This window comes from Sporosarcina sp. P18a, assembly GCF_002743135.1.
Taxonomy (GTDB): Bacteria; Bacillota; Bacilli; order Bacillales_A; family Planococcaceae; genus Sporosarcina.
This window is the reverse complement of record NZ_PDYQ01000001.1, coordinates 1,318,068-1,338,735: the sequence shown is the minus strand read 5'-3', so window position 1 is coordinate 1,338,735 and position 20,668 is coordinate 1,318,068. Positions and strand designations below refer to the sequence as shown.

The 20,668-nt window shown below is 41.3% G+C and carries 20 protein-coding genes and 1 other annotated feature; all 20 genes read left to right on the top strand.

The features are described 5' to 3' along the window. The first annotated feature begins 37 nt into the window (after positions 1 to 37). The 20 genes from CSV75_RS06795 (at position 38) to ileS (ending at position 20,611) form a co-directional block, all read left to right on the top strand. A complete protein-coding gene (locus CSV75_RS06795) occupies positions 38 to 1,933 on the top strand; it encodes a penicillin-binding transpeptidase domain-containing protein (RefSeq protein ID WP_099631024.1) in 1,896 nt (631 codons plus the stop codon). Positions 1,934 to 1,978: 45 nt separating this feature from the next. Continuing rightward, positions 1,979 to 2,950, top strand: coding sequence for a phospho-N-acetylmuramoyl-pentapeptide-transferase (mraY, locus tag CSV75_RS06790; RefSeq protein WP_099675183.1), 972 nt, complete (start codon positions 1,979 to 1,981; stop codon positions 2,948 to 2,950). Next, positions 2,951 to 4,300 carry a UDP-N-acetylmuramoyl-L-alanine--D-glutamate ligase gene (gene murD / locus CSV75_RS06785; protein ID WP_099675182.1) on the top strand — a complete coding sequence of 450 codons (1,350 nt, stop codon included), beginning with the start codon at positions 2,951 to 2,953 and terminating at the stop codon, positions 4,298 to 4,300. Between the two features lie 57 nt (positions 4,301 to 4,357). After that, complete coding sequence (ftsW, locus tag CSV75_RS06780) at positions 4,358 to 5,446, top strand: putative lipid II flippase FtsW (protein WP_099630846.1); 1,089 nt, start codon at positions 4,358 to 4,360, stop codon at positions 5,444 to 5,446. A 14-nt stretch (positions 5,447 to 5,460) separates the two neighbouring features. After that, positions 5,461 to 6,321, top strand: a complete 861-nt coding sequence (locus CSV75_RS06775) for a cell division protein FtsQ/DivIB (protein WP_099675181.1) — start codon at positions 5,461 to 5,463, stop codon at positions 6,319 to 6,321. Next, the gene (locus tag CSV75_RS06770; RefSeq protein ID WP_099675180.1) at positions 6,296 to 7,021 is read left to right on the top strand and encodes a DUF881 domain-containing protein; all 726 of its coding nucleotides are present in this window, start codon (positions 6,296 to 6,298) and stop codon (positions 7,019 to 7,021) included. The genes CSV75_RS06775 and CSV75_RS06770 overlap by 26 nt, the downstream gene beginning before the upstream one ends. Before the next feature lie 21 nt (positions 7,022 to 7,042). Continuing rightward, entirely contained in the window at positions 7,043 to 7,759 is a 717-nt protein-coding gene (locus tag CSV75_RS06765; protein WP_099675179.1) for a DUF881 domain-containing protein, read from the top strand. A 7-nt stretch (positions 7,760 to 7,766) separates the two neighbouring features. Further along, on the top strand, positions 7,767 to 8,132 hold the full coding sequence (locus tag CSV75_RS06760; protein WP_099630850.1) for a small basic family protein: 366 nt from the start codon (positions 7,767 to 7,769) through the stop codon (positions 8,130 to 8,132). A 169-nt stretch (positions 8,133 to 8,301) separates the two neighbouring features. Next, a complete protein-coding gene (ftsA, locus tag CSV75_RS06755) occupies positions 8,302 to 9,519 on the top strand; it encodes a cell division protein FtsA (protein WP_369802722.1) in 1,218 nt (405 codons plus the stop codon). Positions 9,520 to 9,568: 49 nt separating this feature from the next. Next, positions 9,569 to 10,738, top strand: coding sequence for a cell division protein FtsZ (ftsZ, locus tag CSV75_RS06750; protein WP_099630852.1), 1,170 nt, complete (start codon positions 9,569 to 9,571; stop codon positions 10,736 to 10,738). A gap of 179 nt (positions 10,739 to 10,917) precedes the next feature. Beyond that, a complete protein-coding gene (locus CSV75_RS06745) occupies positions 10,918 to 11,766 on the top strand; it encodes a sigma-E processing peptidase SpoIIGA (protein ID WP_099671923.1) in 849 nt (282 codons plus the stop codon). Next, positions 11,760 to 12,470 carry an RNA polymerase sporulation sigma factor SigE gene (gene sigE / locus CSV75_RS06740; protein ID WP_099630854.1) on the top strand — a complete coding sequence of 237 codons (711 nt, stop codon included), beginning with the start codon at positions 11,760 to 11,762 and terminating at the stop codon, positions 12,468 to 12,470. Before CSV75_RS06745 ends, sigE begins: the two co-directional genes overlap by 7 nt. 104 nt (positions 12,471 to 12,574) lie before the next feature. Continuing rightward, positions 12,575 to 13,360 carry an RNA polymerase sporulation sigma factor SigG gene (gene sigG, locus CSV75_RS06735; protein WP_085133171.1) on the top strand — a complete coding sequence of 262 codons (786 nt, stop codon included), beginning with the start codon at positions 12,575 to 12,577 and terminating at the stop codon, positions 13,358 to 13,360. A gap of 756 nt (positions 13,361 to 14,116) precedes the next feature. Further along, on the top strand, positions 14,117 to 14,362 hold the full coding sequence (locus CSV75_RS16255; protein ID WP_099675178.1) for a PRC-barrel domain-containing protein: 246 nt from the start codon (positions 14,117 to 14,119) through the stop codon (positions 14,360 to 14,362). Positions 14,363 to 14,428: 66 nt separating this feature from the next. Beyond that, a complete protein-coding gene (locus CSV75_RS06725; protein WP_233191596.1) occupies positions 14,429 to 15,121 on the top strand; it encodes a YggS family pyridoxal phosphate-dependent enzyme in 693 nt (230 codons plus the stop codon). Continuing rightward, entirely contained in the window at positions 15,118 to 15,615 is a 498-nt protein-coding gene (locus tag CSV75_RS06720) for a cell division protein SepF (RefSeq protein WP_144034767.1), read from the top strand. The genes CSV75_RS06725 and CSV75_RS06720 overlap by 4 nt, the downstream gene beginning before the upstream one ends. A gap of 65 nt (positions 15,616 to 15,680) precedes the next feature. Beyond that, the gene (locus tag CSV75_RS06715) at positions 15,681 to 15,971 is read left to right on the top strand and encodes a YggT family protein (RefSeq protein ID WP_099635910.1); all 291 of its coding nucleotides are present in this window, start codon (positions 15,681 to 15,683) and stop codon (positions 15,969 to 15,971) included. Positions 15,972 to 16,040: 69 nt separating this feature from the next. After that, entirely contained in the window at positions 16,041 to 16,817 is a 777-nt protein-coding gene (locus CSV75_RS06710) for a YlmH family RNA-binding protein (RefSeq protein WP_099630858.1), read from the top strand. A 99-nt stretch (positions 16,818 to 16,916) separates the two neighbouring features. Further along, entirely contained in the window at positions 16,917 to 17,483 is a 567-nt protein-coding gene (locus CSV75_RS06705) for a DivIVA domain-containing protein (protein WP_099635912.1), read from the top strand. A gap of 42 nt (positions 17,484 to 17,525) precedes the next feature. Further along, positions 17,526 to 17,746 (top strand) — a binding site (T-box leader). A gap of 105 nt (positions 17,747 to 17,851) precedes the next feature. Further along, positions 17,852 to 20,611 (top strand): isoleucine--tRNA ligase, encoded by a 2,760-nt coding sequence (gene ileS / locus CSV75_RS06700; RefSeq protein ID WP_099675176.1) that lies wholly within the window; start codon positions 17,852 to 17,854, stop codon positions 20,609 to 20,611. Positions 20,612 to 20,668: the final 57 nt, after the last annotated feature.

The window sequence follows — 20,668 nt, the reverse complement described above, 5'->3', positions numbered from 1 at the left end:
GAAAAAAGGTAGTGAGTCATTGCGTTCATTTATTGATATGCAGTCCAAAAAACGTTTACGTGCAGTCTTCCTAGGCTTTCTTATCTGTCTATTACTTGTCATAGGAAAACTATTTCATGTCCAAATCGTCAAGCATGAGTGGCTGACCGAAAAAGCAGAAGAAAATTGGGACATCGAAATTCCTTTTGGTGCCATGCGTGGAAATATTACGGACCGAAGCGGTAAGTTGATTGTTGGTAATAAACTAGCACCCACACTGTACTTCATGCCAGCTCAAAATCCTGACATTTCTAGCGACATACCTGCAATTGCCAAAATCCTTAACATGCCACCGGAAACGTTAGAAGAAAAACTGAAGAAAAAAACCTATATGGTGAAATTAGCTCCGGAAGGAAAAAACATCACGAAGGAGCAGGGAGATGAAATTACTAAACTACAAGTAGCTGGCTTGTATGTAGGTGTAGATTTCGTCCGCCATTATCCATATGACGATCTGTTGGCACGTTTAATCGGTTTTACTGGCTATGATGGCAACGGCTTGGCGGGTATTGAGTATGCGTATGATGAAATTTTAAACGGAACAGGGGACAAAGTGCGACTGTTCACGGATGCCAAAGGAATTGCATTGCCTCATGTAGAGGATAGTTTTGAACATGGAAAAAATGGATCCACCTTGGAACTAACTATCGATTTGAAGATGCACCAAATTGTGGAACGCGAACTGATCCAAGCAATGGAGAAGTATGATGCAACACAGGCACTGGCTATCATAATGAATCCGAAAACGGGCGAATTATTGTCACTGGCCTCCGTCCCTGGTTTTGATCCACGGGAATACCAATCAGCGGATTCCACTATCTATAACCGGAACTTGCCTGTATGGATGACATACGAGCCAGGTTCCACATTCAAAATTCTTACCTTGGCGGCAAGTTTGGAAGAAGACGTCATCGACTTGGAGAATGAAAACTTTTATGACCCTGGTTATAAAGTCGTTGCAAACGCTAGATTACGGTGTTGGAAACGAGAAGGACATAAAGATCAAACGTTTTTAGAAGTTGTAGAAAACTCATGTAACCCTGGTTTCATTACGATGGGGCAGCGACTCGGTAGTGAAAGATTAGATCGCTATATTCGTGAATTCGGTTTTGGTAGCTCGACAGAGTCAGGCATTGCTGGAGAATCGAAAGGTATTTTGTTTTCCAAAGAAGCATTTGGACCGGTAGAGCAGGCAACCACTGCGTTCGGGCAAGGAATCTCAGTCACGCCCATCCAACAAGTGCAAGCAGTTGCCGCAGCAATTAATGGCGGTAAACTCTATAAGCCCTATATCGTCAAATCGATAAAGGATTCTGAAGGCAAAACGTTAAAAGAATTCGAACCTGAATTAAAAAGACAAGTAATTAGCGAGGAGACATCAGCTAAAGTGCGGCATGCGCTTGAATCGGTTGTAGCAAATGGATCGGGGCGTAATGCATTTGCGGATGGACTTCGGATCGGCGGTAAAACAGGGACAGCACAGAAGGTAGAGAATGGTCGCTATAAAGATGGTGATTATATCGTCTCCTTCATTGGTTTTGCGCCTGCAGATGATCCGGAACTGCTCGTATATCTAGCTATTGATAGTCCAAAGAATTCCATTCAATTCGGAGGAGTCATCGCTGCGCCAATTGTCGGACGGATTATTGAAGAAATCGCTCCAATTGCTAATATTGAAAGAAGAAAAGAACAGTTGGAAAAAGAATACCGATGGGGAGACGCGATTACATTCCGTTCACCCGATTTACTTGGAATGAATGAAAAAGAATTACTGTCACAAAATTACACGTTCAAAGTTAAGTGGCATGGAAAAGGCAAGAAAGTCATTCGACAGTTGCCTGCTCCCCATACTTTGATGACCGTGGAAGACACGATTCATTTGTACACAGAATAGCAGTGCTTCACTGACACGCAATTGATAGTAGAAGGAGAACTTGACATGACACTCGGCACCACAGTCACGATAATCGCTGTCGCATTTTTCGTATCAGCGATTATCGGGGTGATCATCATCCCATTACTTAGAAGGTTGAAATTTGGTCAAAGCATACGGGAAGAGGGCCCGCAAGCACATTTAAAGAAAGCGGGTACGCCTACGATGGGCGGGCTAATCTTCCTTCTTTCCATATGGATTTCAACACTCACTTTATCTTACATAAACGACACATTAACTACTCATACGATTGTGTTATTGATCGTGCTGGTTGGTTTCGGAATCATCGGCTTCCTAGATGACTTTATTATCATCGTGGCGAAGCGCAACTTAGGGTTGACATCACTTCAGAAATTAATCGGTCAGATTATCATTGCGATTGTCGCCTTTTTCTTACTGAAACTAGGACCATTCGAAACTAGCGTAATGATTCCTTTCACAGAAATTGGAATAGATTTAGGTGTGTTTTATGTGGCATTTTTGGTCTTTTGGCTTGTAGGTTTTTCAAACGCCGTGAACCTAACGGATGGCTTGGATGGTCTGGTTGGTGGTACATCAACTATAGCATTCTCTGCATTTGGGGTATTTGCTTTAGCGTATGAGCAAAACGATATCGCGTTATTTGCATTTGTAGTAGCAGGTGCAATGCTTGGCTTTTTATTATTCAATATCAAACCAGCAAAAGTATTTATGGGGGACACAGGTTCATTGGCACTAGGTGGCGCACTCGCTATGATTTCGGTATTAATCAAACAAGAATTATTGTTGTTGATCATCGGAATTGTATTTGTAGTAGAAACGCTATCTGTCATCATTCAAGTCATCAGCTTTAAAATGACTGGAAAACGCGTCTTTAAAATGAGTCCTATTCATCATCACTTTGAATTATCAGGCTGGTCGGAATGGAAAGTAGTGATTGTGTTCTGGGGTGTGGCATTGCTTGCTGCCCTCGTACCGGTCTTCTTGGAGGTCATGTAGATGAAGAATACAGAACAATTCATAGGAAAAAGAGTACTTGTAATTGGTCTTGCGAAGAGTGGAGTGGCAGCAGCTGGTTTGCTTCATCGTTTAGGTGCAGAAGTTGTGGTTAATGACTCTAAACCGCTAGAAGGCAATGAAGAGGCAATGGAACTTCAAACCGAAGGAATTGAAGTTATTGGTGGGGGACATCCAAGTGATTTACTAGAACGGAATTTCGACTTCATCGTGAAGAATCCGGGGATTCCTTATAGTAATTCGTTGGTAGCGAGTGCTGTTGAGCAACAGATCCCGATTTGGACCGAAGTGGAATTAGCAGGTATTCTCAGTGAAGCACCGATTATTGCCATTACGGGTTCAAACGGTAAAACCACAACCACCACATTGCTTTATCACATGCTCAATATGGCAAAGAAAAAACCGTTGATTGCCGGCAATATTGGAACGGTTTCTTGTACAGTGGCGGAAAAAGCCCATGCGAATGAAGTAATCGTACTCGAAGCTTCTTCATTCCAATTAGCTGGAACAGAAAGCTTTGCACCGCGAATTGCAATATTTACGAATTTATATGAAGCGCACTTGGATTATCATGGAACGATGCAAGAGTATTTGGATGCAAAATTGCAAATGGCTCGCAATCAAACTTCGGAAGAATACTTGATTTTTAATGCGGATCAAAAGTTAATCAAAGAATCGGTAGAATCATTTGAAGCTCAAAAAGTTCCTTTCACAGTACTTGGAAAAACCAATGAGGGTATCTCGGCAGATGAAGACTGGATTTATTGGCTTGGTGAACCTTTCATAGAAATTAAATATATTAAATTACCGGGTCGCCATAATTTAGAGAATATCTTATCAGCAACAGCAGCGGCCATATTGTCAGGGTGTGAAAAAACAGCGATAGAAAATGTCTTAAGTTCTTTCACTGGTGTTCGCCACCGTATGCAATTCGTTCGTGAAGTGAACAGTCGTACCATATACAATGATTCGAAAGCGACGAATACATTAGCGACAAAAAGTGCGCTTTCCTCATTTAAGAAGCCAATCGTTTTGATTGCGGGTGGACTTGACAGAGGGCATTCATTTGAAGAATTACGACCGTTTATGAAAAATGTCCGCGCTGCCGTGACGATAGGGGAGACAGCAGAGCGTTTTGCAGAGTTTGCGAAGTCTTGTGGTGTAACGGAGACGGCACAGGCATCGACTATGCAGGAGGCTGTTGAGCAGGCGTATGCATGCAGTTGTGAAGACGATGTGATTTTATTGTCGCCTAGTTGTGCAAGTTGGGATCAATACAAGAACTTTGAAATTCGAGGCGACGAATTTATTGATGCTGTTATGAAATTGTAAATTCGTTGTAATAGTTTGTGAGTAAAATGAAGAACTGACTGATTAACTTGAGGAAGGATGCGAACGCTGGAGAGAACCTACCGAATAATCTTTTTGACAACCGCCTTACTATTGTCTTTGATTGGATTAGTTTTTGTACAATCGGCAGGATCTTATTGGGGAGAAGTTCATTATCAAGATTCTTCTCCGTTTATTGTCAAGCAAGGCATTTATATGATTATTTCCTTGGCAGTTGCTTATGTGCTAGTCAAAAGTCCGTTAACATCACATCCCAAATTCTGGACGTATTGCTATATCGCTTCAATCCTTATGTTGATAGCTGTATTGATCCCAGGTATTGGAGCGGTGAGAAATGGTTCTCAAAGCTGGATCGCGTTCGGTCCGATCAGTTTACAACCGGCAGAATTCGTGAAGGTGGCTTTACTTGGGAAGTTAGCCAGCGGTATGAAGAAGCATAAAGAAAAGTCTTGGCAATGGCAACATTTTGCCTGGATTTTATTACCTGCCACTTTGATTATGTTGCAACCAGACCTCGGATCGGCCGTCATCATGATCGTGTCTGCTTTTGTCATTCTTTTCTTGGCGGGCTATCCATTGTCATTCTTTATCTTTCTTTTCGTTTCAGGAATCGGTGCTTTTATCGCACTCATTCTAGCTGCACCGTATCGTTTGGATCGAATTAAATCCTACATTGATCCGTGGAATGACCCTCTCGGTACGGGATTTCAAAGTATTCAATCCTTATTTGCAATTGCCCCAGGCGGATTATTCGGTCACGGCTTCGGGAATAGTCGTCAAAAGTTTTTGTACTTGCCTGAACCTCAAAATGACTTTATCTTTTCAATCATTGCGGAGGAAATTGGCTTTATTGGGGCAGCGTCTATCGTATTGCTGTTTATCTTGTTGTTCGCTTCTGCATTCGGCATAGCGATTCGGCTGAACAACTGGAATTCTTTTTTAATTGTCACCGGTATGGTGTCCATGGTAACTTTCCAAACGTTTTTAAATATGGGAGTCGTTTCAGGTTTGCTGCCTGTGACAGGGGTGACGTTGCCTTTCATTAGTTATGGAGGATCCTCGCTGTTGACCACTTGGCTTGCCGTTGGAACAATTTTACACTACTCTGCGAATAAAAGGGCAGGATGAAGGGAGAATAGGATGTGGAAAAAATAATAGATATTGAAGATCGGATTCCATCCATGCGTAAAAAACGCAGAAGAAAGGCCAATATGAGCTTTCTTTTGCTAGTCGTGATATTCGTCCTTGTTCTTCTTGCCTTGTTGTATTTCCAATCTTCATTAAGCGATGTTTCGAATATATCCATTAATGAGACTGTTTTACACGAAGGTGAGGAGTATAAAGATCAGAGTGGATTGTATAAGGGGCAATCACTATGGGGGTTCCGTGCTAAAGATATAGAAAAAAATATCAAGAAAATTCCTGGCGTGAAGGATGCTCAGGTGAACCGTGATTTTTATAATGATGTTTCTATTCATGTTACAGAATGGGAACCGGTTGCCTTTATAGAGAATAAAGGACAATATGATCTATTGTTGGAAAATGGTGAACGCTTAGAAACTACCGATCCAGATATCCTTTCGCATGCCCCCATTCTATCAGGTTTTACCGATCCTGAAGTGACGGAACGAATGATCAATGAACTACAAATGATGGATAGTACAGTTTTCGAACTCCTGTCAGAGCTTCGTTATCAAGGAGAAGAAAAAATTGACGTATTTATGAGTGATGGATATGAAGTTCATGCGGTAATTCTAGGTTTTGCTGATAAAATGTCCTACTATCCGGATATCATCGCTCAATTGCCTAAAGAAGAAAAAGGCGTTCTAGATATTGAAATTGGCGTGTACTTTAAAACCTATACAGATTTCTACAAAGAACCAGTACCGATAGATGTGGAGATCCCACAGCCTACTGAAGAGTCAAATGCAACAAAAAATAAACCGGTCGATGTAGAAACGAATAAGGAGGAAGAAAGTGAGCAAAAAACTGAAGAAAACTAGAGAGAAACGCGGCAAGCAATTAGTGCTATCCATCGTATTTCTAGTCCTAGGCTTCATGCTTGCGTTTTCCTACCGTACAATTGGCAGTAAGCAACAAATGCTGGATTTAGAGCAAACCAATTTATTTCAGCAAGAAGAACAGTATAGGGCGGATTTAATCGAACAGCAAGAAAGAAATAAGGAATTGACGAATGAATTACTAGAGAAACAGAAAAAAGTGCATTCGTTTGAACAGGATTTCTCCGACAAAGAAAAAAATCATGCGGTCCTTGTAGAAAAAGCACGAGATTTACGATTATTGCTTGGCGATATACCGTCAAAAGGTGCGGGGATAAAAGTGACATTGGAAGATGCGGACTATGATCCTTCAATACAAAATCCGAATGATTATATCGTCCATGAGAGTCACGTTTTACGTGTAATCAATGAATTGAAAATCGCAGGTGCGCAAGGAATGACAATCAACGGGCAACGGATTAATTCGAATTCGTACATAAAATGTACAGGCCCTGTTATTATGGTTGATGGTAGAATGTTTCCAGCACCTTTTATTATAGAAGCAGTAGGAGATCCGAAAGTGCTATCACCGGCGCTACATTTAAAAGGCAGTGTTATAGATGGCTTGTTGAGAGATAATATCGTCGTCACATTAGAAGAAATGAAGGAAGTTCAACTACCTGCGATTCGTGACGAAGTATGAGGGATTGTGGGGGGGGGTAGAGTGAAGCAAAAAACACACTGGAAGTTCACGTTGATTCTCGGTATAGTGGGATTTGTATTGGCTTTACAATATAACACGATGAATACCACATCTCCGCGAGACACACGAGATTTATGGGCTATACGTAAAGAATTATCAAGTGAAAAGAAAATCCACTCTGAACTTTTAGAAGAAATCAGAGGAATTGACCAGACGCTTGCTGCTTATAACGCATCACCCGAAGCGAATGCAGCAAATGTGTTGCAAGATACATTGGATAAATTGTATAAACAAGCGGGATTCATGCCGACCACTGGTCCAGGATTTGTAATAAAAGTCGCGCCATCTCCAGAAAGTATTGCGCTTGGTTATGAAATAAAGCCAGTATCATCTGAACTGCTGGCTTGGTTTATTAATGTGGTGAATCAACAACAAGGTAATGAGTTGGAGATTGACGGCAAACGCTTTACTACATTGAGTTGGATTCGGGATATCAATGGTAATCTGACAGTCAGTGGGGAAGTGGTTTCTACACCACCTTTCAATATTAAAGTCGTTTCTCCTTCGAAGGAAGCAAGTGAAGAGTTGTATAATCAATTATTGACAACTACTATTCAAGATGAATTTTATTTGGACGACTTAATTTTGACCATTAGTGAACCAACGGACCGTATTACGTTACAAGGCTGGACGGGCGGTTTTGAAAATCGATTTTTAAAAGAACAAACAAAGGAGTAATGACAATATGTGGCTACCCTTACTTGGGCTCCTCCTTGGCGTTTCACTAGGTTTGCTCTCGGATATACAGATCCCGCAAGTTTATAATAACTATTTAACTATTGCGATTCTCGCTGCATTTGATACACTATTTGGTGGAATCAGAGCCTATCTTCAGCAAGTGTATGACGATCGAATATTCGTCAGCGGATTTTTCTTCAATATACTTTTGGCAGCAGCACTTGCTTTTATTGGTGTACACTTAGGTGTTGATTTATATTTGGCAGCAGTTTTCGCTTTTGGTGTACGATTATTCCAAAACATCGCGGTCATCAGAAGAATCCTGCTCGCAAAATGGACGGGGAGAAACAAAAATTCCGACACAAATACGTAATATTACATGTTTTTAGAAGAGGGTGTTGAAAATATTTAGACAAAGCAGTCATAATACAATAGAATGGAAGTTACTAGTTACATTAAGGAGGTGTCAATAATTGAGTAAATCAAATCATTACGTATCACTTGATATAGGATCATCCACAATTAAAGTCTTAATTGGGGAGATGGATCAAAATGCCCTGCATGTAATCGGTGTAGGAAATGTTCAATCTGCTGGAATTCGCAAAGGAACAATTATTGATATTGATGCCACTGTCCAGTCAATCCGTAAAGCGATTGAACAGGCTGAAAGAATGACAGGCTTGAAAATTGAAGAAGTAGTTCTTGGCATACCTGCAAATGGCGTCCAGTTCCAAAACGTCAAAGGCGTTGTGGCAGTGAACTCTGAAAATCGTGAAATCACAGATGATGACCTAGAAAGAGTTATGAAGTCATCACAAGTAATGAATGTTCCACCCGAAAGAGAATTCGTCAATTTAGTGCCAAAGCAATTTATTGTCGATGATTATGATGAAATCACAGATCCCCGTGGTATGATGGGAGTAAGATTGGAAATGGACGCAACGTTAATTACGACGTCCAAAACTCAACTACATAACATTTTACGCTGTGTAGAAAAAGCTGGTTTACAAATACGCGAAATTTATTTGCAGCCATTAGCGGCAGGTACATTCGCATTATCCGAAGATGAAATGTATCATGGAACTGCCTTTATTGATATTGGCGGAGGATCAACTACGGTTTCGGTGTTTGCCGAAAATCGTTTGATTAGTACATCTGTATTACCTGTTGGCGGAGACCATATTACAAAAGACCTGTCGATCGTCTTAAAAACACCTACAGAACAAGCAAGAATGATTAAGCATCAGTATGGACATGCCTATTATGATGATGCTTCAGACGAAGAATTATTTGAAGTACCAGTAGTAGGGTCAGATGCAAAAGATCAATATAGCCAGCGATATATCTCTGATGTTATCGGTTCACGTCTTGAAGAATTGTTCGAATTGATTCTCGAAGATTTGTATGCAACAGGCATCCGTGACTTGCCTGGAGGTATCGTCATCACAGGCGGTACGGCTAAACTGGACGGAATTTTACAGTTGGCTCGTGATGTCTTTAAAACAAGAGCTAGATTGTACACACCAGAATATATTGGTGTCCGTGAGCCAATGTACTCTACTGCGGTTGGCTTGATTCGCTATGCGTATATGGAAGATGTGTTCTTCGGTTATGAAGAAGAGCAGGTTGGGGCACCTCAAACGCCAGATTCCATTTATGAAGTTGCGGAACCTGTAGCTCGGCCAGTTAAACCGAAGAAAGAAAAAGGTCAAGGATTCATGAAACGCGCTAAAAAAGTATTCGACAATTTCTTTGAGTAAAACATTATGTTAGACGGGGAATTGCAGATAATTTAGAGGAGGAAAATCAATGCTTGAATTTGAGACGAACATAGATGCATTAGCGGTAATTAAAGTTATTGGAGTGGGCGGCGGCGGAAACAATGCGGTAAACCGTATGATTGAACATGGAGTGCAAGGCGTAGAGTTTATCGCGGTTAACACGGATGCTCAAGCATTGAAATTATCATCGGCTGAAATCAAACTACAAATCGGTGAAAAGCTGACTAGAGGACTAGGCGCTGGCGCTAACCCTGAAGTAGGTAAAAAAGCAGCTGAAGAAAGTAAAGAGCAGATCGAAGAAGCTTTACGTGGAGCAGATATGGTCTTCGTTACAGCTGGTATGGGAGGCGGAACGGGTACGGGTGCAGCACCAGTTATTGCTCAAATCGCCAAAGATATTGGTGCATTAACAGTAGGCGTGGTCACACGTCCGTTCACTTTTGAGGGAAGAAAGAGATCTACTTCGGCAGCTGGCGGTATTGCAAGCATGAAAGAAGCAATCGATACGCTAATTGTTATTCCGAATGACAAGTTGCTAGAGATTGTAGATAAAAACACTCCTATGCTTGAAGCGTTTAGAGAAGCTGACAATGTATTGCGCCAAGGTGTTCAAGGTATCTCGGATTTGATTGCAGTACCTGGATTGATCAACCTCGACTTTGCTGACGTGAAAACAATTATGTACAACAAAGGTTCTGCATTGATGGGTATCGGTATGTCTACCGGTGAAAATCGTGCAGCGGAAGCAGCGAAAAAAGCTATTTCTAGTCCATTGCTTGAAACATCAATCGATGGAGCCAAAGGTGTCCTAATGAATATAACAGGTGGCTCGAACTTGAGCTTGTTTGAAGTACAGGAAGCGGCTGATATTGTTGCCACTGCTTCAGACGAAAACGTTAACATGATCTTCGGTTCTGTCATCAACGACGATTTGAAAGATGAAATCATCGTAACAGTCATCGCGACAGGATTTAACGAAGAACAATTAGCTCCATCAAGACAACGTGGTGCTGGTGTAACGGGGGGCGTTCGTCCACAACGACCTGTACAACAGCAACCGCCAACACAAAGCAGGTATGAAGAGCAACCACGTTACGAACAACAAGCTGAGCCAAGACAGCCACAGGTTAATCAGCATCAGCACGAAGAACAACTGGATATCCCTACGTTCTTACGTAATCGTACGCGTCGTAAATAATAAATAGAACTAGCTTCCCGCAAGAGATGAAATTCTCATGCGGGAAGCTTTTTTGATTTCACCATCCCGTGATGACTATACGCATTTAAAAATATGTCGAAGTTTTTATTGGAAACAAACCAAAGCCCGACAGGTTTTTCATTAAAGCCATGATAATCTGTTTGTAAGGAGGCCGGCATATGTATGGAGAACTGATGATAGGGATCAATATGCTCTTTAACTACGCCATCCTATCGTTCACTAATAAAGTGGGAAATCATCAAACGAGCAAAAGGAGGTTATGGAGTGCGGCATTTCTCGGTGCCTTCTTTATTACATTGTTCCCGTATTCTTTGCTAGCGATGATCTTCACTTTTTTAGGAATGACGTATATTGCATTTGGACAAACGTTTAGTAGTTGGAAAAGTTCGATCCTCGCTGTACTGATCGCAGCTTTCTTCGCAGGAGGAATGTTGACCTTGATCTATGCTCAGATAAGTGTCAGCGTAAATCAGAGCTTTTTATTCGTAGCGATTGGTCTAACATATCTATCGTTATACATCGTGAAGCATAAATGGATTGACACACGCATGATGAATAAGTTAATGAGTTTCACGCTTGACTCAGAATTAAATTTATGGGGACAATCTATTCCGCTTAAGGTATTCATCGATACGGGTAATCATTGCGTAGAACCATTGTCAGGAGATCCTGTACATTTTATCGGCTTTTCGGCAATCAAAGAACAGCTGCCAGTCGACTTCGCTTCAGCACTAGTGTCCTGGAACCCTGAAAAATCTCCAGACTTGGCCAGTTTCCCTGCTACTTATCAAAAGAGTCTTCGGTTAATACGATTGCAGACTGTTCAAGGTGCTTCGTGGGCTGTCGGAATCAAGTATGATAGCTGGTTGCTCGAAGGAGAGTTATTGCCTGTAGGATATATCGTCTTGACGAAAGAACAGCATCAATACCCTCAAGGTGCAGCGGCTATTTTGCAAATGAGTGCGATGGATGTACTAAAAGAAGAAGGGAGAACGGCTATATGTTGATAGAAGTAAAGAAATGGGTTTCTTATATTGCGGGATTCTTCAGACGAAAAGGCGGCATATTTTATATTGGTGGACATGAATCTCTTCCTAAGCCTCTCGATAAAGAGCAGGAAGCTAAAATGATTGCTGCATTAATGAATGGAGATGCTGCGGCACGGGATACATTGATTGAAAAGAATTTACGTCTCGTTGTCTATATCGCAAGGCGCTTCGATAATACGAACACGAATATTGAAGATCTTATTAGTATAGGAACTATCGGATTGATCAAAGCAATCGAAACATTTAAAGCGGATAAAAATATTAAGCTTGCGACATATGCTTCCCGTTGTATTGAAAATGAAATTTTAATGCATTTGCGTAAAACGAATCGAATTCGTTCAGAGATCTCATTTGATGAGCCGTTAAATTCGGATGCCGATGGCAATGAGTTACTTCTTTCAGATATCTTGGGGACGGATGAAGATATTATTATAGACGATGTTGAGAAAAAGCTGGAGCGGCAGTATATGATCGATGCCATTTCCATTTTAGATGAAAGAGAACGTTATATTATGGAGCAACGATTCGGACTGATGGGGACGAATGAAATGACACAAAAAGAAGTGGCGGATCTCCTCGGTATTTCACAGTCTTATATATCTAGATTGGAAAAGAAAATCATCTCTGAGCTTCGAGATCGACTAAATCAGCCAATTTCATAACTGGACTTATCGGCAGAAATTGGCGATTCGTGAATTCGCATATTCTAAAGAGTTGAGGACACACTACTCTGTACACTCACCTATAGAATGCGGAGGAAGAGCCAATGGTACGTACAAGAGTAGAAATTTGTGGCATCAATACGTCCGAGCTGCCTTTATTAACTGCAGATGTGATGAAAGAGACATTCATCCGTTTGCAAAGCGGTGACGAATTTGCTAGAGATGAATTGGTATTTGCGAATTTACGTCTCGTACTTAGCCTTGTTCAACGCTTTAACTATCGTGGAGAGCAGGCTGATGATTTATTCCAAGTTGGTTGTATTGGGTTGTTGAAAGCCATAGACAATTTTGATTTAAAACATAATGTCCGGTTTTCCACCTACGCTGTGCCGATGATCATTGGAGAAATCAAGCGACATCTTCGTGATCATCATGCCGTTCGTGTATCCAGATCGTTACGTGATATCGCTTATAAAGCCATCAGGGCAAAAGAACAGTATGTCAACGAACATCAACACGAACCAAGAATTTCAGATCTCGAGAAAATCACCGGCATACCGGAAGAAGATATACTCTTCGCCTTAGATGCCATACAAGACCCCATGTCGTTGCATGAGCCAATGAACAGCGATGGCGGTGATCCAATTTATATGATGGATCAGCTACATGATCAAAGAGTATCAGAGGATCGCTGGATGAACTACGTATCCATTAAAGATAAAATGAGCGAGCTGGACGAACGTCAACAGCTAATCGTATCCAAACGATTTTACCTCGGTCAGACGCAAACTGAAATTGCCAAGGAGCTCGGGATATCGCAAGCGCAAATTTCGAGAATTGAGAAGCATGCGATGGAGCAGATTCGGCTTGGAATTGAGCAGAAGAAATAGTGATTGATATACAGAGACTGTCCTTTCCACATAAACGTGGGGAGGCAGTTTTTGTTTTTGTTGGCGAAGTGAGTGGGTGAGGGGAAGGCAACGTTACTCTGCGTTCCAGGCGGACGCGTTCGGGAGGGCCCGCGGTGAGCCAACCAGGTCGCGTAGCTCCCTTTGGTTGTCTCACCTGTCGGGCTGATCCTCCCCGAGTCGCCGCCTTCCACTCCGATTCACTTTTGTTTTTTTCTGGATATAGATGGGAGGAGATATAGTCAAACCCAAACCCAAACCCAAACCCAAACCCAATACGCAAGCGCTCATAGATTCGTCTAAGTGATCATACCTGCGTTGTAAGCGCTCATTGAGCTTCAGGCCTTTACAGATTTTGAATTTAAATAAGTAATAAGGCGCCACTAAGTCACTAGCCAATTTCAATGACGTTTAAAACTAATCGCAGTCTCACGGTAGGATTGCAGTGGAAGAGGTGGCGACTCCTGGGGATCAGCACAATCTTGAGACCCTGGACTGAGCGAGAGCCGTTGCGAAGTACGGCTTTTGCGAGTAAAAGCGAAGCGTTAGGAGCACATCTTTGCACGTAGCGGTGGAAGCGGCTCAAGATTGTGCCCCCGGAAAGCGTCCACCTCTGCAACGGAAATCCCAAACCACTATCCAATGTCTCCCCTCTCTAGGCACTTTCTAATTCGTCGAGCATTTTTCACGTTCTCATTAAAACTCACTATGCATAGTATGAAAGAAGGAGGGGAAACTATGCGTTTTTCCAGCTTACAGAAAAAAGAAGTGATTGAACTAAAAAAAGGATCTTTTCTCGGTTTTGTTCAAGATGCCACAATTGACATCGAAAAAGGAGAAATTGCGCAACTTCATATAGGAGAACTTGAACGCTCCTTTTTCTCAGACAGCAAGTCAAAAGGTGTTCAAAAAATCAATTACAATGACGTCATGACGATTGGTAAAGATATTATCTTGATTGAGAATAAAAGGCTCAATAAATGACTTATCGTTGATATATAGTGCCCAAATTGATACAATGAAATAAAGCTGATGAAAAGTAGTGATAATATGGGACAAATAGAACAACGATTAGAAACTATACAAAATCAAATAAACGAAGCATGTGAAACGTCAAATCGCAGCTCGGATGACATCACGTTAATAGCCGTCACGAAGCAAGTATCTTCCGCTAGAGCGCAATCGCTACTAGATATTGGGATTAAGAACTTAGGGGAAAATCGCCTCGAAGGATTACTTGATAAACAAGAAACGATTGAAGATCCAGTCAATTGGCACTTTATTGGTAACTTACAGACGCGCAAAGTAAAAGAATTAATCGACACGATTGACTGCCTTCATTCGCTTGACCGTATGAGCCTTGCGAAAGAAGTGAACAAGCGGGCAAGTAAGCCGCTAGATTGTTTTGTACAAGTCAATGTTTCAGGTGAAAAGTCTAAATCAGGTATTACCCCGGATGAAGTAGATCTATTCTTTGAACAATTGGTGGCTTACGAAAACATTCATGTAATTGGACTGATGACGATGGCACCAAACACGGATGATGAATCAGTAGTTCGCAACACATTTCGTTCTTTACGTGAACTACGAGATCGAATCGCAACAAAAGGATTACCCTATGCACCGTGTACAAAACTGTCCATGGGTATGTCCAATGACTTTACAATCGCAATAGAAGAAGGTGCAACTCATATACGCATCGGCACTGCATTGGCCGGATCAGAAAGCGAGGAAACTGAATGAGCCTTAAAAAACGATTGGAAAAAATGTTTTGGGTACAGGAAGAAGATTTAGTTCAACAACCGAAACCTCAAAGTAAACTTACAAAAGGTGAACAAGCAATGGCTCGCAAAGAGATGAAGAAGCTAGGAGGTAAGAAACGAGCTGTTAATAGTCGTCTTCAAGCCTCTCCGCAAAAACCTTCATCTACACAAGCCCCTGTGATTAGTCTACAAAGTCTTCAAAAATCATCAAAAGTCATTCTACTGGAGCCGCGTTCTTATGCAGAAGTAGAGGACATTGCAGAACATCTGAAGAATCGCCGTTCTGTCGTCGTGAACTTACAGCAGATAGAGCGTGATCAAGGATTTCGTATCATTGATTTCTTAAGTGGTACAGTTTATGCCCTCGGTGGCGACATTCAACGAATTGGCGCAGATATATTCCTATGTGCACCTGACAACGTAGAAGTAGCGGGTAAAATTACAGAGTTTCTATCTGAACAACAAGAACGATAGGCTACGCAACTTAAAGCTTTCAACCAATGAAAGTTGAACAATTTGAATGAGGTGTACATGTTATTATGATCGCATTATTAAACAACTCGTATTTATTTATTTCTGGGGCCTTGCAATTATATTCTATTCTGTTGGTCATTTATATTTTAATGTCATGGGTTCCTTCCACAAGAGAAACAAAATTTGGGCAGCTTATAGGGAAATTAGCTGAACCCTATTTAGGCTTTTTCCGTAAGTTCATACCTCCATTTGGTATGATTGATTTTTCACCGATTGTCGCATTGCTGTCTTTACAATTAATCAGCAGAGGGATTGGACAGATATATTTGATGATCTTCCAAGCGTTAGTAAGTTAAGTATATCCTAAACTGAATTCGGAAATCCTCACAAGGTGAGGATTTTTTTATATAAGGAGAAGAAATAGAATGGATTCAATATTTCAACATTTTCGTAAAGAAGAACAACCGTTTATTGAAAAAGTGAATAGTTGGGTGAAAGAAGTGGAAGATACGTATGCACCCAAGCTAACAGAGTTTATGGATCCACGTCAGCGGTTCATAACGGAATCCATGGTGAGGAATTCAGATCTCACTTTGACAGCAGGAGGTGGCTTTAACGAGGCTGAACGACAGCGTGTGCTAATCTATCCAGATTATTACACCCCAACTAAAGAGGATTTTCAAATCAGTGTATATAAAGTGAATTATCCACAAAAATTCGTCACAATGAAACATTCCGAGCTCCTTGGTTCCTTACTGTCTGTTGGAATTGAGCGTTCACGATTTGGTGATATTCGACTAACTGAAGAGACAGTGCAATTTGCGGTTGCTCAGGAAGTATCTGAATACATTCACGTCCATTTCACGCAAGTAGGTAAAGTGAAAATTTCAGTAGAGCCAGTTCCAAATACGGAAGATTTTATTAACGTAAGAGAAGAGTGGACGGAAGATCTGCATATCGTTAGTTCATTGCGTTTGGATACCATTGTAGCAACATTAACAAACAGTTCAAGAGCTAAAGCTTCGTCTCTTATTAAGGCGGAGAAAGTTAAAGTGAATTGGGCTATGATTGATCAACAAGCGTTTGAAGTGGAAGAATATGATGTCCTGTCAATTAGAGGGTATGGCCGCTTTAGAATCACGAGTATCGAAGGACGTACAAAGAAAGATAAAATTCGAGTGATGATCGGTGCACTAGTCTGAATTGAATCCTTGATAAATTAAGAAAAGTAGTGTTTAATCAAGTAGTAAACACAATCACACTGTAAACTATGTAAGCATACTGAAAGGAGAAAGCGTATTATGGCTTTAACCCCTACGGATATACATAACAAAACGTTTAATACGAAATTTCGTGGCTATGATGAAGATGAAGTGAATGCATTTTTAGAACAATTGATGAAGGATTATGAAAACGTCCTGAAGAAAAATGAAGAACTTGAAAAAACGGTTTCTGATAATGAAGTGAAGATTACTCACTTTAATTTAATAGAAGAAACGATGCAAAAATCCATTCTGATTGCACAAGAGGCTGCAGAAGATGTTCGGAAAAATGCTATTCAAGAATCAAAGTTAATCATTTCTGAAGCAGAAAAGAATGCGGACCGCCTTGTTAACGACGCACTTGCGCAGGCAAGAAAGATTGCACTTGAAGTTGAAGTGTTGAAGAAACAGTCAAAAGTATTCAAAAGCCGTTTCAAGATGATGGTAGAAGCACAGCTAGATATGATCAATACTGAAGACTGGGATGACCTGTTAAAGTATGAATTGGATACCTCCAGTGTCGAAAGTGTAGCTGAGCAAGAGTTGGATATTCCGAATGTAGACAGTTTAGATGAAGAACTAGTCAAGCAGACGAAAGAAGCTTGACAACTTTCGAACACATTTTTATAATGAAAAGTAAATTGAAACGAAGAAGCGTTGACGGAAAAAGTACTTTCTGATTTTGCCCATAGCGAGCCGGGGATGGTGTAAGCCCGGTGGTGAACCAAAAACGAAAATCACTCCTGAGCTAGAACCTTTATATAGATCTTGGTTCTCGGTCTCACACTGCCGTTACTAGTGTCTAAGCGGCAATTGCTTTATGCGATTGCAAGTAGGGTGGTACCGCGAGAATGAACCTCGTCCCTTTTTGGGATGGGGTTTTTCTGATTTCTTAAGCAGTTGAGCGCTTGAGCTAGCCGAATTCATTTCTATAGCAATAAAAAGAATTACCCATATTTTAAGGAGGAATTATAATGGAATATAAAGATACATTGCTTATGCCGAAAACTGATTTCCCTATGCGTGGAAATTTGCCAAATAATGAGCCGAAAATACAGGAAGAGTGGAATGAGAAGAATATCTATCAGCAAGTTCAAGAACGTACCGCAGACCGTCCGTTCTTCATATTGCATGATGGACCGCCTTATGCGAACGGTGACTTACACATGGGTCACGCACTGAACAAAGTGTTAAAAGACTTTATCATTCGTTATAAATCGATGTCTGGATTCCACGCACCATATGTTCCAGGTTGGGATACACATGGTTTGCCGATTGAGCAAGCACTTGTAAATAAAAAGATTGATCGCAAAAAAATGAGTACTGCTGAATTCCGTAAAATGTGTGAAGAGTATGCCCTACAACAAATTGACAATCAGCGAACGCAGTTTAAGCGTTTAGGGGTTCGTGGAGATTGGGAGAATCCATACATCACACTGAAGCCTGAATTTGAATCACGTCAAATACAAGTGTTTGGTGAAATGGCTAAAAAAGGATACATCTATAAAGGACTAAAACCTGTCTACTGGTCTCCTTCAAGTGAAACTGCTTTGGCGGAAGCGGAAATTGAATATCAAGATAAAAAGTCTCCCTCCATATATGTCAGCTTCCCAATCTCGGATGGGAAAGGTGTACTGGAGCATGATGTGAAGTTCCTGATCTGGACAACAACACCTTGGACCATTCCTGCAAACTTAGGAATTTCCGTTCATCCTAAATTTACGTATGTTGTAGTAAACGTACAGAATGAGAAGTTTGTAATTGCAAAAGACTTAGTCGAGTATTTGGCGAAAGAGCTTGAATGGGAAGAGTACACGATCGAAAAAGAAATTCAAGGCGTAGAACTAGACCGAATTGTTGCAAGACATCCGTTTTATGATCGTGATTCATTAATCATGTTAGGTGAGCATGTTACGGCAGATGCAGGTACAGGCTGTGTCCATACAGCACCAGGTCATGGTGAAGATGACTTCTACGTGAGCAAGCAATATGGAATCGATGCATTATCTCCGGTTGATGACCGCGGTGTCATGACAGATGAAGCACCATTTTTCACAGGCATGTTCTATGAGGATGCGAATAAAGCGGTGACTGAAAAGCTGGAAGAAGTCGGAGCGCTTCAAAAATTGTCATTCTTCACTCACTCGTATCCGCATGATTGGCGTACGAAGAAGCCGGTTATCTACCGTGCGACTGCACAATGGTTCGCTTCTATTGAATCTTTCAGAAGTGATTTACTCGAAGCCATCCGAACTACTTCGTTCACGCCAGCTTGGGGAGAAACACGTTTATTCAATATGGTCCGTGACCGTGGCGACTGGTGTATTTCTCGTCAGCGCGTATGGGGTGTTCCGATTCCGGTATTCTATGCGGAAAATGGTGAGGTAATTCTAACAGATGAAACGGTCAGTCATGTAGCAGATTTATTCCGCGAGAATGGATCAAATGTCTGGTTCGAACGTTCTGCTAAAGAACTATTGCCAGAAGGATATACACATGAAGGAAGCCCGAATGGCGAATTCACGAAAGAAACCGATATTATGGATGTCTGGTTCGACTCGGGTACTACACATCAAGGTGTACTGGAAGAACGTGACGATCTCCGTTACCCAGCAGATTTATATCTTGAAGGTTCCGATCAATATCGTGGTTGGTTCAACTCTTCATTGACAACGAGCGTAGCCATCAATGGTATTGCACCATATAAAGGCATCTTGAGCCATGGTTTCACATTGGACAAAAATGGCCGGAAGATGAGCAAGTCTCTAGGGAATGTCATCGTCCCTTCGAAAGTGATCAATCAGCTTGGTGCGGATATCGTACGTCTTTGGGTATCGTCTGTAGACTATACAGCAGATGTTCGGGTATCTGATTCGAACTTTAAGCAAGTTTCGGAAGTCTATCGTAAGATCCGTAATACAATCCGCTTCTTGCATGGTAACGTAGCCGACTTTAATCCAGCTACAAATCGTGTAGCATTTGATGATATGCGTGCAATTGATCAGTATGTCTACGTGAAGTTGCAGGATTTGATCGAGGAAGTTCTTACAGCGTACGATCAGTATGCGTTCCCTACGGTCTACCACGCAATCAATAATTTCTGTACAGGTGTGCTAAGTTCGCTTTACTTGGATATTGCGAAAGATGTAGTGTATATAGAAGCTGCGGATCATCCAGACCGTCGTGCAATGCAGTCAGTGATGTATGATACATTGCTTACACTTGTCAAGCTCATTACGCCAATCTTGCCACACACTGCAGATGAAATGTGGAAAAACATTCAGTACGTTGTTGAAGAAAGTGTCCAATTGACGGATATGCCTGAAGCTGATCATAAAGGTGAAATTGCGGGCAAGCTTCGTGAGCGCTTCGATAACTTGATGGATATTCGTGATGATGTTTTGAAAGCTCTTGAAGAAGCACGAAACTCGAAAGTAATTGGGAAATCCTTGGAGGCAAAAGTGACCGTTGTGTTGCCTGAAGCTCAACGTGGCATATTGCAAGCTGATGATATCGACTTTGCACAATTCTTCATCGTCTCGGACTTTGAAGAGAGTACAGATGCAGAGTTACCGAATGCATTGAAACTAGATCATGCAACGGTCTTGGTAGAACCTGCTGAAGGTGAAAAATGTGAGCGTTGCTGGACAATCTCTGAAACGGTTGGAGAAGATGCAGAACATTCAACACTATGTACACGATGCGCGACTGTTGTGAAAGAAAATTATGCGTAAGTAATTTTGATGTCGCAGCCATCATCATTCATTCGTGGATGATGATGGCTTTTTTGA